This is a genomic window from Paenibacillus sp. FSL R7-0345, assembly GCF_038595055.1.
Lineage (GTDB): Bacteria > Bacillota > Bacilli > Paenibacillales > Paenibacillaceae > Paenibacillus_AQ.
This window is the reverse complement of sequence record NZ_CP152002.1, coordinates 41,636-54,294: the sequence shown is the minus strand read 5'-3', so window position 1 is coordinate 54,294 and position 12,659 is coordinate 41,636. Positions and strand designations below refer to the sequence as shown.

General features: G+C 52.9%; 11 protein-coding genes. 1 reads left to right on the top strand and 10 read right to left on the bottom strand.

Features of this window, described 5'->3' with window-relative positions; all coding sequences use genetic code 11:
• Positions 1-80: 80 nt before the first annotated feature.
• The 6 genes from NST84_RS00240 to pth all read right to left on the bottom strand — a co-directional run bounded on the left by NST84_RS00240 (position 81) and on the right by pth (position 8,311).
• Positions 81-1,748: a polysaccharide biosynthesis protein gene (locus tag NST84_RS00240; protein ID WP_342563712.1), complete on the bottom strand. Its 1,668-nt coding sequence runs from the start codon at positions 1,746-1,748 to the stop codon at positions 81-83.
• 138 nt (positions 1,749-1,886) lie between these two features.
• Positions 1,887-2,429 carry a stage V sporulation protein T gene (spoVT, locus tag NST84_RS00235; RefSeq protein WP_342563711.1) on the bottom strand — a complete coding sequence of 181 codons (543 nt, stop codon included), beginning with the start codon at positions 2,427-2,429 and terminating at the stop codon, positions 1,887-1,889.
• A gap of 288 nt (positions 2,430-2,717) precedes the next feature.
• Positions 2,718-3,779, bottom strand: coding sequence for a peptidylprolyl isomerase (locus NST84_RS00230; RefSeq protein ID WP_342563710.1), 1,062 nt, complete (start codon positions 3,777-3,779; stop codon positions 2,718-2,720).
• Entirely contained in the window at positions 3,766-7,290 is a 3,525-nt protein-coding gene (gene mfd, locus NST84_RS00225; RefSeq protein WP_342563709.1) for a transcription-repair coupling factor, read from the bottom strand. Before mfd ends, NST84_RS00230 begins: the two co-directional genes overlap by 14 nt.
• A gap of 136 nt (positions 7,291-7,426) precedes the next feature.
• Positions 7,427-7,657, bottom strand: a complete 231-nt coding sequence (locus NST84_RS00220) for an anti-sigma-F factor Fin family protein (RefSeq protein WP_342563708.1) — start codon at positions 7,655-7,657, stop codon at positions 7,427-7,429.
• A 93-nt stretch (positions 7,658-7,750) separates the two neighbouring features.
• Positions 7,751-8,311: an aminoacyl-tRNA hydrolase gene (pth, locus tag NST84_RS00215; protein WP_342563707.1), complete on the bottom strand. Its 561-nt coding sequence runs from the start codon at positions 8,309-8,311 to the stop codon at positions 7,751-7,753.
• 93 nt (positions 8,312-8,404) lie between these two features.
• On the opposite strand from pth, the gene NST84_RS00210 reads away from it, so the two are divergent.
• The gene (locus NST84_RS00210; protein ID WP_068728914.1) at positions 8,405-8,605 is read left to right on the top strand and encodes a hypothetical protein; all 201 of its coding nucleotides are present in this window, start codon (positions 8,405-8,407) and stop codon (positions 8,603-8,605) included.
• 88 nt (positions 8,606-8,693) lie between these two features.
• Here the strand turns inward: NST84_RS00210 and NST84_RS00205 are convergent, their stop codons facing one another.
• From NST84_RS00205 to purR, 4 genes are all read right to left on the bottom strand, one after another.
• Positions 8,694-9,647, bottom strand: a complete 954-nt coding sequence (locus NST84_RS00205) for a ribose-phosphate diphosphokinase (RefSeq protein WP_036678796.1) — start codon at positions 9,645-9,647, stop codon at positions 8,694-8,696.
• A gap of 96 nt (positions 9,648-9,743) precedes the next feature.
• A complete protein-coding gene (gene glmU / locus NST84_RS00200; protein ID WP_342563706.1) occupies positions 9,744-11,135 on the bottom strand; it encodes a bifunctional UDP-N-acetylglucosamine diphosphorylase/glucosamine-1-phosphate N-acetyltransferase GlmU in 1,392 nt (463 codons plus the stop codon).
• A 171-nt stretch (positions 11,136-11,306) separates the two neighbouring features.
• On the bottom strand, positions 11,307-11,594 hold the full coding sequence (gene spoVG / locus NST84_RS00195; RefSeq protein ID WP_020425826.1) for a septation regulator SpoVG: 288 nt from the start codon (positions 11,592-11,594) through the stop codon (positions 11,307-11,309).
• A 192-nt stretch (positions 11,595-11,786) separates the two neighbouring features.
• Positions 11,787-12,632 carry a pur operon repressor gene (purR, locus tag NST84_RS00190; protein ID WP_342563705.1) on the bottom strand — a complete coding sequence of 282 codons (846 nt, stop codon included), beginning with the start codon at positions 12,630-12,632 and terminating at the stop codon, positions 11,787-11,789.
• Positions 12,633-12,659: the final 27 nt, after the last annotated feature.

The window sequence follows — 12,659 nt, the reverse complement described above, 5'->3', positions numbered from 1 at the left end:
GGCAGGCCTATCTTGCTTGATATTGTTATAAAGAATCAATTATGGAGAAAACCGGATCGTGCAGGTTATTGACTGCACACTTAAGGAAACAGGCGCAGCTTCTTGAGCTTGTCCGCCAGCTTAGGGCCGAAGCCCGGCAGCTGGCGCAGCTCGCTCTCGCCGAGCAGCCGCAGCCTGACCGCGCCCAGCGCGAAGACTACGCAGCCGGCCAGCACGCCCAGCAGCGTCTGCGCCAGGCTGGCCATCCGCCCGCCGCCTAACCCGGCGGCGTCTGCGGCCAGGGCCGCGCCGCTGCTCACCGCGGCGGCGGCAAGCCCCAGGCCCGCGAGCAGCAGCGCGGGCTTCAGCAGGGCATCTGCGAGGCGCAGCCGCAGATAGCCCTGCCGGTGCAGCAGCAGCACGTTCAGCGCTGCTGCAAGCCCATGCGCCGCCACGCTGGCGATGGCGGCGCCGGCAATGCCCTGCTGCGGCACCAGCAGCAGGTTGAGGGCCGCCTTCAGCGCAGCGGCGGCTAACAGGTGCAGCGCCGGCGCGCGCACGGCGCCCAGGCCCTGCAGCAGCGCGGCAGAGATGAGGCTGACGGTACCGCCGGCGGCGGTAAAGGCCAGCCACATCATCGTGCCGCTGCCTGCGGCATCGCCGTACAGAGCCACGTTAACCGGCTCTGCCAGAACGGCCAGGCCGACCGAAGCGGCCAGGCCCAGCAGCCAGAACCAGCGCAGCGACAGGCTGCAGCGGGTCTGGATCAAGGCATCATCGCCGCGGTACTTCGCCTCCGCGAGCGCGGGGATGAAGACGACCGACAGCGAGGTCGCCAGCATCGTCACGATCTGCACGAGCGGCAGACCGCGGTTATAGATGCCGAACTGGGCCATTGAAGCCGACTCCCCGTAGGCCGAGGATAACAGCCGCGGGACGGTGAATACATCGACAAGCCCGATCAGCGGCACAGCGAGCGCTCCCAGCATCACCGGCAGGCCGTAGGCCAGCAGCTGCCAGGCGCCCGCCCGTTTGGTCTTGCCTGCCGGTGCGGCATTATAGCCGCGAGGGGGTTGTACAACGGCTGAGCCGTCCTTGCCTTCCAGCCGCCCGCCCGTCTGCCGGCGGTGCCTTCTCCAGAAGAGCAGCATGACAATCAGCCCGGCTGCTCCGCCTGCTGCCGAGCCAATGAGTGCGCCTGCTGCAATCTCGGCTGCCCCGGCCCCCCTCCCGGTCAGATACAGCAGCAGCGCAATCATGACAATGACGCGGACCGACTGCTCCACAACCTGTGAGACAGCCGTCGGCACCATATTATGCAGGCCCTGAAAGTAACCGCGCATAGCCGCCATAAGCGGAACAGCCGCCAGCCCGAAGGCACTGGTATGCAGGGCCGGTATAATGTGCGAATTGCCTACAATACGGGCAATGACAGGAGCGCCCGCATAGGTAAGGATACCGATGACAATCCCGCAGACCGCAGTGAGAACTGCCGACAGCCTCAGTACCCTCCGTCCCTCCGCTTCATCGCCTCCGGCCGAAGCTTCAGCTACAAACTTGGAAATGGCTGAAGGCAGGCCCAGCATGGCTACTGTAATCAGCATCGTGTAAAGCGGATTAACGGTGTTATAAATCCCGAATACAGCATCGCCGCCCAGGTTCTGCAGCGGAATTTTTTGCAGGGTACCGATAAGCTTGGATACAATCGCTGCCGCACTGAGAATAAATGCCCCTTGCAGCAATTTGGAGCCTGATGTGCCTGGTTTCATAATTTACCTGCTTCTGCAGCAATAACCGCTATAATGAAATGAATTTCTATATTATACCGCAAGCGGGCAGACGACAAAACCCCGCCCCCCTTTGATCTGCGATCAAATAGGAAAGCGGGGCCTCCGGCACCAAATCTTCTACTGCTCCATCTGCTTGCCCAGGAAGGCGGCGGCTGTCTCCGCCATCTTTATTTCCATCTGCGCCATTTTTACTGACTCATCCTTGTTCATCAGCACTACACAGCCGATCGGGTCGCCGCCTGAAATAATAGGGGCCGCCACATAGCTGGACAGCAGATCGGAATGATCCTTACTGATATCATAATTTCCGCTGTTTGTCTCAAGGGCTGTCTTACGGCTCTCCATAACCTTCTCCAGCAGCGCTCCTACCTGCTTTTCCAGATATTCTTTCTTCGAGCCGCCGGCCAGAGCGATGAAGCTGTCCCTGTCGGTAATCATTGTAATATGTCCGGTACCCTCATAAAGCGATTCCGCATATTCCTTGGCGAAGTCGCCCAGCTCCCCGATCGGGGAGTATTTTTTCAATATGACTTCGCCATCGCGATCAACGAATATTTCCAGCGGATCCCCTTCACGGATACGCAGTGTACGTCTAATCTCTTTAGGAATAACAACACGGCCCAGGTCATCAATTCGGCGAACAATACCAGTAGCTTTCATTTCACATGTTGCCCCGCTTTCTTAAGAAGTATGGTCCAACTACTGTCCAATATGGGAAAGGATAATCCCAGTGATTTATCGTAATATCTGACCATAGTATTCATCTCTTCCCAATTCCTTATACATATCCGGATCTGAATTAACCACAATCACCAGGTCCGTACATTATCCGGGTATTCATACCAAGCATGCGCCGGTTTAACCGTTCATATACATGATTTCATACCCCCAAAAAAAAGCCATCCCTCGCTTGGAAGCGTCAGGATGGCTTGTCCGTATATATATGCTTTATTGAGCTGCTTCTGTCGCTGCCGGGGTAGCGCTTGGCGCTGCAGTAGCTGCAGTTCCGCTGCCTTCTGTTCCGGATTCGTCGGCTGCCGCAGTGCTCTTAGGCAGATTGATCTCGATATTAAGCGAATCAAGCTCCTTATCGAGGAAGGTCTCCAGGTTCTTCGAGGCCAGCGTGCTCTTCGCAGTTTCCTTCTGCTCGTCAGTCAGCTTGTCAAAGGTGGTCTCTGTGCGCGATTCCACTTCGATGATGTGATACCCGAAGCTGGTCTTTACCGGATCACTGATTGTGTTAAGCGGCAGGGTCTGGGCAGCCTGCTTGAATTCTTCCACATAGGAACCCAGCGCCTTGTCCTTATACTCGCCGCCGCTTTCTACCGAAGTAGTGTCATCAGAGTACTCCTTGGCAACAGCAGCGAAATCTTCGCCGCCATCCAGCTTAGCCTTAGCCTCGTTAGCCCGCTTCAGTGCATCTTCATCCGTCCGTTCCTTACCGTCAGCATCAGTCAGACCGACCAGCACATGACGTAATGTGGCAACGGTATAGTCACCTTTGGTTGCCTCAAACTCAGCCTTCAGATCCTCGTCGGTAATTTTCAGCAGCATATCCTGATACACGGTGAGCACTCGTACCATGTAAGAGCGGACTTCGGCTTCGGTCAGATCTGCATCCTTCAAAGAGCTTTCGTAAGTGTCGCCCAGCGCCTCTTTCAGGGAGCTTACCTGCACATCCGCTTCTTTCTCGGCCTGCTTCTTCGCGTCGTCCGAAGCTTGTCCGGCCAGATATTCAAAGGCGACCTCCTGCTTCAGGATGGATTCCTTAAAGGCGTCGATCTCCAGATACGCAGCCTGCTGCGGGGAAAGGAACTTCATGACCTTGGTATCCAGATCAAATTCCTTCTCTGTAATCGTGCCATCCTTGTAAGTTGCAACAGCCTGGGTGTTATCCTCGGCTGCGTTGTTATTATTATTGCTGCTGCAGGCAGACAGCATGGAGAAGGAAACGGCTGCGGCTAAAGAAACCAGCAGCACCTTCCATGATTTTGTTTTATTTACTGACATTGTGTAGTTCTCCCTTCGGTTTTAACGACTCTTTGGCTGCGGCCAGAAACTGCTCCAGCAGATCAAGCAGCTCTTTATCACGGAGATCCTTGGCTTTAATGCGGATGCCGGCCTTGGCCTCTCTATCAAATTGTACACGTCTTTCGAAGCTATTACCAACTTTGGCGAGCTTAGCCGTATCAAATGCGGCTGCGCCCCCCTCATGGAAATTAAGCGAAACCTCATCGCCGCGCCGGACCATGGATTCCATACCGTACAGCCTGCCGTATACTTTCAGCCTGGCGACTGACAGCAGATTGATTACTGCCTCCGGCAATTCACCGAACCGGTCAAGCAGCTCATCCTCCAGCTCACTTGCATCCTCAAAGGCTGCCACTGCCGCAACCTTTTTATAGATTTCAATTTTCTGGATGCTGTCGTAAATATACTCTGACGGAAGATAGGCGTCAATCGACAAATCAATGACTGTATTACCCTGCTTGAGCGAAGTATCCTCTTCGCCGAGCACAGTGACCTTCCGTTTGCGGATTTCCTCTGCAAGCATTTGTGAATACAAATCAAAGCCGACTGAAGCAATGAAGCCGTGCTGCTCTGCGCCGAGCAGATTTCCTGCGCCGCGGATGGAAAGGTCACGCATAGCGATTTTGAAACCGGAACCGAGCTCTGTAAACTCCTTGATCGACTGCAGGCGCTTCTCGGCCACCTCTGTCAGAACCTTATCCCGCTGGTACGTAAAATAGGCATAGGCAATCCGGTTGGAGCGTCCGACGCGCCCGCGCAGCTGATAGAGCTGGGACAGGCCCATTTTGTCGGCATCATGCACAATCAGTGTGTTTACATTCGGGATGTCGACCCCTGTTTCGATAATGCTGGTGCTGACGAGCACATCATATTCCCCGTCAAGGAAATCGAGAATTGTCTTTTCCAGCTCTGATTCCGACATCTGCCCGTGCCCGACGCCAACCCGCGCCTCCGGAACGAGCATGGAGATCTGCGCCGCCATTTCATGAATTCCCTGCACCCGGTTATACAGATAGTAAACCTGGCCTCCGCGGGCCAGCTCGCGCTCCACAGCCTCACGGGTCAGGGTATGGCTGTGCTCAACCACATACGTCTGTACGGGAAAGCGGTTCTCTGGTGGCGTCTCAATAACCGACAAATCCCGTACGCCCAGCATGGACATATGCAGTGTACGCGGTATTGGTGTTGCCGTAAGTGTCAGCACATCGACATTCGTTTTGAGCCTTTTAAGCTTTTCCTTATGTGTTACTCCGAATCTTTGCTCCTCATCGACAATCAGCAGACCGAGATCCTTAAAGACCATATCCTGGGACAGCAGCCGGTGTGTACCGATGACTACATCAACCGTTCCCTGCTTCACGCCTTTAATGGTCTCATTCTGCTCTTTGCGGCTGCGGAACCGGCTGAGTACCTGAATATTAATCGGATAATTACCGAACCGCTCACGGAAGGTTTCATAATGCTGCTGGGCCAAAATCGTTGTCGGCACAAGTACAGCTACCTGTTTGCCCTCGATCGCCGATTTGAACGCAGCACGGATAGCGACTTCCGTTTTACCGTAGCCTACATCACCGCACAGCAGCCGGTCCATCGGACGGTTCTGCTCCATATCCTTTTTAATTTCTTCAATCGCCCGCAGCTGGTCCCGGGTCTCGTCATACGGGAACATTTCTTCGAACTCGCGCTGCTCTTGCGTATCCTTTTCAAACCCGTAGCCTAAGGCGCTTTGCCGCTCTGCATACAGCTTGATCAGGTCGTCAGCGATATCCTGTACAGAAGAACGCACCTTGCTGGTGACTCTCGTCCACTCATTGCCGCCCAGCTTGTATACCTTCGGCTCTTTGTCCTCTGAACCGACATATTTCTGTATCAAATCGATCTGATCAATCGGCACAGACAGCTTGTCACCGCCGGCATACATGATGTGCATATAGTCACGGTGAATCCCGCTGACCTCAAGCGTTCCAATCCCCATGTATTTGCCGATACCATGATTCTGATGAACGACATAATCACCGATTTTGAGCTCTGTGTAGCTCTTGATCCGTTCAGCATTATCAATTCCCTTAGACAGCTTACGCGCTTTGCGCTGCTTCTGGGAGAACATTTCACCCTCGGTGATGACAGCAAGATGAATGGACGGCAGCTCAAAACCTGACCCCAGATTACCCTGAAGCAGTGTCGGCTCCTCAATGCCGTAATCGTCTAGCACCCGGCGGATCCGTTCCATCCGTTCCTCGCTGCTAGCCAGCATCATAACCTTCACGCCTGATTTCTGCCAGCGCTCCATCTCTGATTTCAGCACATTCATCTGTCCATGGAAATCCTGCATTCCCCGGCTGATGAAGCCGAGAATGTTCTGAGGCTGAATATGGGGCACCTGACGCAAAAAGATGGACATAAACAGGCTCTGGAACGGCCGGCGGTACATAATGGCATCATTATCTACTGAAAGATGCAGGTCCGGCAGATTCTTCCCGTTCTGAAGCAGATGAAGATTCCACTCGGACTCGTCACGCTCCAGCTGCTTAGCCGTCTCCAGCAGGCGTGCCGGCTCATCCAGCACCAAAAGAGTATCCTCAGCCATATAGTCATACAGATGAGTACGCTCGGGATATAAGAGACTGATATATTTATAGATTTCCGGAAAATAAGTCCCTTCGCGCAGCATTTCCAGCTCGCGGCCCATTTCCTCACGCAGGCGCAGCTTGGCCTGGCGGTCGGTCATCTTCTCCAGCTGGTGTTCCAGCATCAGCGATGCTGCTGATGCAGCTGAGTCAAGGCGGGACTGGTCGGCAATAATTTCTTTTGCCGGGGTAATTTTTACACTCCGGACTTTATCGATGGACCGCTGGTCGGCAGGGTCAAAGGTTCGGATCGAATCGACCTCATCATCAAACAGCTCCACCCGGTATGCAAACGCAGAGGTCATCGGATAGAAGTCGATAATACCTCCGCGCACACTAAGCTCGCCGCGGTTCTCTACACGTTCTACCCGCTCATAGCCCATCTCAATCATCGACATCAGGAACTCATCGAGCGAGAGGGTTCCCTCCTGCGATACAGTCAGCTGTGCTTCTGCCATTACATGCGGTGCAGGCAGCAGCCGGCGGACGCCTGAATACGGAACCACGACAACTCCGCGGAAACCCTGTGCACACCGGGTAAGCACGTCAATTCGCTGGGCTAGCGTCTCCGGACTGGACACTGCTGCCTCAGCGGCAACCAGCTCATTAGCCGGATATAGCAGCACGCGGTCAGGAGAAAGCGCTTCCTGCAAATCCTCGGCCATCTTCTGGGCAGAGAACATATTATGGGTTACTACAAGCAGGGGGCGTGTGAGCTCTTCATGCAGCGCTGCCAGCATAATTTGTCTGGCCGAGCCGGACAGCCCGGAGATCAGCTGCTCTTTCATGCCTGCTGCTACGCCGCGGGTGACAGATTGGAAATCAGGATCTTTGGAAAAAGCCTCTATAAGACCGTGTAACAACGAAAGACACCTCTCTTACTAAACAGGCTTGGCGGAGATCAATTAATCACCGTTACCCGTTATAATTGAAATCGAAAACAAGCCTTAGCATTAAGGCCAAGGCTTACGGTTGACAACAGAGACAGCCGCATTCATCTTACTGAAGCGGGCTGGCCAGCAGGCTGAGCTCGGGATTGTTATCCAAGGCCTGTTTGCAATAATCGCAAGTAACCTTCACCGTGATTTCGCCGTCTGAATCATACGCTATGATGTCTCTGCGTTCCGCAGGGGTTAAGGAGTGAAGGCCCAGCTGAATTTCTGTAATACTGCTTCTATTGATGCTTCCCAGAAATGTCCGGCAGTGCCTGCACACGTAGTGTATTGCCATCTATATGCCTCCTGAAGGTAGTATATACCCTTCAGTATGCCCCGTGCCCTCTGTATTTAGCCCGGAACACGGGAGAGGCAAGAGGGCTGCTTCTCATCCGTTGAATTTAGCCATTGTCTGCTCAAAGGTATGCTGGAGACTGAACTCCAGTGCATCACAGGTATCCAGAATCATCGTGTTCAGCTTCTCCCCGTCCTTCTTAGGAAAGGTAGAGAGCACATAATCTACAATAGCATAGCCTGGCTCCGGACGGGAGATGCCCATCCGTACCCGGTTAAAGCTCTGGGTGCCGGTATGCTGGATAATGGATTTAATGCCGTTATGACCTCCGGCACTGCCTTGATAGCGCAGCCGGATTTTGCCGATTTCGGTATCCAGATCATCATACACTACGATCAGATCCTCAAGGGCCACTTTATAGTATTCCATATATGCGCGAACCGCTTCCCCGGACAGGTTCATAAAGGTCATGGGCTTAATCAGCACAGTCTTGACTCCGCCAATTACCCCTTCACCGATCACGGATTTGCATTTGTTCTGGTTAAAGGCTATTCCGTTTCTGGACGCAAGCTCATCGAGCGCCATAAATCCGACATTGTGCCTTGTCTTGGCATACTGTGTTCCCGGATTTCCGAGTCCAACAATCCATTTCATGATTCGGGCCTATCCTTTCTATCCTCTCTTAAGCAGAAGAGTTCTGTTTTTGGTACAATAAGCTGTATATACTCCAGAGACAGGTGATGAACGATGCCACATCAGGGCGAAATCCTAACGCTTCAGCGCCACTTCCAGTATCACATTCAGTATGCTGTACCTGTCGAGATCTACAGGGACGATGTGTTCGTGGCTATCGGTGTAGTAACGGCCGTTGACGAGGGCTTTGTTGAACTTCAGGGTACCCTTTACAACCGCGGCATCTTTACCTTTGTTTCCCGACCGGGGTACTAGAAGGCCGGCATACGCCGATAAGGGTTACATCTTCCGGTAACGGAGGTGTAACCCTTTTTTTAATATTCGGCGGCCGAAACGGCTTGTCCTACTCGATCTCGAACAATTTGCTGATCGACAATTCCTCATGCACGCGGATAATAGCTTCACCCATCAGCGGAGCCACAGACAATACCTTCAGCTTGGAAGTCGGATTGGCGCTGCGGATCGGAATGGTATCCGTCACGATAATTTCCTTAATTGGCGAATTCTCCAGACGCTCATGCGCCGGACCGGACAGTACAGGGTGGGTACAGCAGGCGTATACTTCCTTCACGCCGCCTTCCATCAGAGCGTTAGCCCCCAGTACGATAGTACCGGCTGTGTCGATAATATCATCGATCAGAATCGCGGTCTTGCCTTCAATGTTACCGATAATGTTCATAACTTCACTGACATTCGGCTCCGGACGGCGTTTATCAATGATCGCCAGCGGAGCGTTCAAGAAGTCAGCAAGCTTTCTTGCCCGTACTACACCGCCATGGTCCGGTGATACAACAACCGGATTCTCAATCTGTTTAGAGCGGAAATACTGAGCCAGAATCGGAACACCCAGCAGATGATCCACCGGAATATCGAAGAAGCCCTGAATCTGCATAGCATGAAGGTCCATGGTAATCACACGGTGCGCTCCTGCTTTCTCAATCAGGTTCGCTACCAGCTTGGCCGTAATCGGATCACGGGAACGTGCTTTGCGGTCCTGACGCGCATAGCCGTAGTAAGGAATAACTACGTTGATGCTCTTGGCTGAAGCGCGTTTGAGTGCATCCACCATTACGAGCAGCTCCATCAGGTTATCATTGACCGGACCGCAGGTGGACTGGACAATGTAGACGTGGCAGCCCCGGACACTTTCCGAAAGCTTAACCTGGATCTCTCCGTCACTGAAGCTTGTAGTGTGTGACTCCCCCATCGGAATGCCGATATAGTCAGCAATCTGGCTGGCCAGCTTAGGATTGGAGTTACAAGTAAAGATCTTTAATTTGGAATCGCAATAAGTCATAAAATATAAACCCTCCGTGACGGAATTTAACTTCCAAGCAGCGCCGGACGATTCTTGTGCTTCGTCCGGCGCTTTGGCTTTGGCCCTTACGATGGACTAGGACTTTTCTTTCTTGGCTTTGGCACGGGCGCGGATCTTGTCTGCGTAACCCGGCTTGTTCTCTTGTCTTGCTCTGGCCACAGCCAGATCATTCTCCGAAACAGAGCGTGTAATTGTCGACCCTGCTACAACAAAAGCCCCTTTGCCTACGGTTACCGGAGCAATCAGATTAACATTGCTGCCGATAAAGGCGTCATCCTCAATGGTGGTCTTTGCTTTATTATACCCGTCGTAGTTAACGGTAATAGCCCCGCATCCGACATTGACGTTCTTGCCGACAGAGGCGTCCCCGATATAGCTTAAGTGCGATACTTTGGAGCCGTCGCCGATTGTCGCATTCTTAACTTCAACAAAATCCCCGATCTTCACTTCTTCACCAAGCACCGCGCCCGGCCGCAGATAAGCGAAAGGTCCGACTGATGCGCGCGCTCCGACAGTAGCCTGGCTCAGCACAGAATGCTTAACCGAAGCGCCATCTTTGATTTCAGAATCCTCAATATCGCTTGAGGGTCCGATCACACAGTTCTCACCGATTACAGTCTTGCCTTTGAGCAGTGTGGAAGGGTGCAGAATGGTATCCGCGCCAATCACAACATCCGCTCCGATATAGGTCGAGGCCGGATCAATAATCGTAACCCCGTTAAGCATATGTGTCTTGTTAATCCGCTGGCGCATGTGTCCTTCTACTTCAGACAGTGCCAGCCGGTCGTTAACGCCAATAGACTCCGCAGCATCATGAGCCTGATATCCCAGAACGATATCCCCCTGTGCCCGGAGTATGCCGATACAATCGGTTAAATAATATTCCTGCTGATTATTGTTGTTCGTCACCTGTTCCAGCGCAGCGAACAGCTTAGCATTATTGAAGCAGTAAGTGCCTGTATTAATTTCTTTTACAGTCGCCTCTTCCGCCGTGCAGTCCTTCTGTTCAACAATCTTCAGTACACCGCCGTCTTCACCGCGGATAATCCGTCCGTAACCGGCAGGCTGGTCCATTACAGCAGTCAATATTGATGCTGCCGCCTGTTGTCCTTCATGCAGCGCCATTAGTCCTTCCAGCGTCTCAGGCGTGATCAGCGGAGTATCTCCGCAAATGACAATCGTCGTGCCTTCTTCACCGCCAAGAAGTTCCTTGGCCTGCTTCACGGCGTGCCCGGTCCCCAGCTGGGTTTCCTGCAGCACATATTCCGCATTCTGGCCCAGATAAGCCTTCACTGCCTCTGCGCCATGTCCGACTACTACAATATTGCGTTCACATCCGGTCGCCTTTACGGTGTCAAGCACATGCCCAACCATCGGCTTGCCGCAGACGGGGTGCAGTACCTTATATAATTTAGATTTCATGCGCTTGCCTTGACCTGCAGCAAGTACAACAGCCATTCTTTTCAAGAATGCCAACCTCCTACTTCTTGAGCTCACTACTGAATATATCTCATTCCGGGCAAAAAGAAAAGAGAACCATGCTGCCATGGTTCCCTTTTCTTCGAACCCCAATTGAAAACGGCTTGACCTTACGCCACCCCTTACAGGCAGGCGTTCCTCAGAGACAGCAGCTGAATGCTAAGCTCCCTCTTCGATAACTTCCTCTTCTTCCGTAGCGGCGCGATCGTACTCGGCCAGAACCGCAGATTGAATCTTCTCGCGTGTTCCCGAAGAGATCGGGTGTGCGATATCGCGGAATTCACCGTCCGGCGTACGCTTGCTGGGCATTGCAACGAACATCCCGTTATTACCGTCGATGACGCGTATGTCATGAACAACAAACTCGTTATCGATGGTAATGGATGCGATTGCCTTCATTCTCCCCTCAGAATTGACGCGGCGGAGTCTGACATCCGTAATTTGCATGTGTGTGTTCACCACCTTTTTCCATCAGAGACTTGGTGTATAATTCCACACAGCAAAGCGAATTCCTTCTTTTTGATTCCAAAAAATGACTACTAAAGAAGATTATTTTTGCGATACCATTGTTTTCGACACATTTCGTGCTATTTTCTAATCATTCCTCATGATTTCGACACTATACTGCAATTTGCTAAATCAGGTGTTTCTGTCTTGCCAGGAGGAAAAATAGTTCCCGGGAGTCGCGGAAATTTTCCGCTCCCGGGAGTCCACCTCGGTCAGCTTCACCAGCGATACATAGTCATGCAGCAGCCGTTCTTCCGTCTCCACCGCACCTGACTCGACCAGCACACCGACCCCGGCAACCTCAGCATTGAATTCGCCGAGCAGGTCGACCATACCGCGTACGGTGCCGCCCGCCTTCATGAAATCATCCACAATCAGCACCCGGGATTTCTCGCGCAGTGCCCTTCTCGACAGAGACATCGTATGAATGCTCTTGTGTGAGCCTGACACATAGTTAATGCTTACCGCCGAGCCTTCCGTTACCTGATGGTCACGGCGGACCAGCACAACAGGCAGGCCGAGCTGTGCAGCTGTAGCATAAGCGAGTGGAATTCCTTTGGTCTCTACCGTCATCACGACATCGATTTCTACGCCGTAAAAGGCGGTAGCAATAATTTTGCCTGCCTGCTCCATTACGGAAGGAAGACCCAGCAGGTCGGACATATAAAGATAACCGCCGGGAAGAATCCGGTCACTCTGCTCAAGCTCCCCGCACAGGCGGTTAACAAAAGACATCGCCATATCTGTCGGCATGCGCGGAATGTAGCGTACCCCGCCGGCTGCGCCGGCCAGCGTCTGCAGCTCGCCCATTCCCTCTCCTTCAAATACCTCTTTTATAATAGCCAGGTCCTCACTGATGGATGACTTCGCCGCACCATACCGGTCCGCAAAGGTGGATAACGGCAGCAGATCATGCGGTTTTTCTAGCAAAAATTGGGTCATGTCAACCAAACGTTGGCTTCTTTTAAGTTTTTTCACAGAATACTCCTCGCCAAAACCGAATAT

What these genes read in the sequence shown, in the direction of transcription:
- NST84_RS00240 (WP_342563712.1), bottom strand. Translation starts at nt 1,748, where the DNA reads ATGAAACCAGGCACATCAGGCTCCAAATTGCTGCAAGGGGCATTTATT.
- spoVT (WP_342563711.1), bottom strand. Translation starts at nt 2,429, where the DNA reads ATGAAAGCTACTGGTATTGTTCGCCGAATTGATGACCTGGGCCGTGTT.
- NST84_RS00230 (WP_342563710.1), bottom strand. Translation starts at nt 3,779, where the DNA reads ATGTCAGTAAATAAAACAAAATCATGGAAGGTGCTGCTGGTTTCTTTA.
- NST84_RS00220 (WP_342563708.1), bottom strand. Translation starts at nt 7,657, where the DNA reads ATGGCAATACACTACGTGTGCAGGCACTGCCGGACATTTCTGGGAAGC.
- pth (WP_342563707.1), bottom strand. Translation starts at nt 8,311, where the DNA reads ATGAAATGGATTGTTGGACTCGGAAATCCGGGAACACAGTATGCCAAG.
- NST84_RS00210 (WP_068728914.1), top strand. Translation starts at nt 8,405, where the DNA reads ATGCCACATCAGGGCGAAATCCTAACGCTTCAGCGCCACTTCCAGTAT.
- NST84_RS00205 (WP_036678796.1), bottom strand. Translation starts at nt 9,647, where the DNA reads ATGACTTATTGCGATTCCAAATTAAAGATCTTTACTTGTAACTCCAAT.
- spoVG (WP_020425826.1), bottom strand. Translation starts at nt 11,594, where the DNA reads ATGCAAATTACGGATGTCAGACTCCGCCGCGTCAATTCTGAGGGGAGA.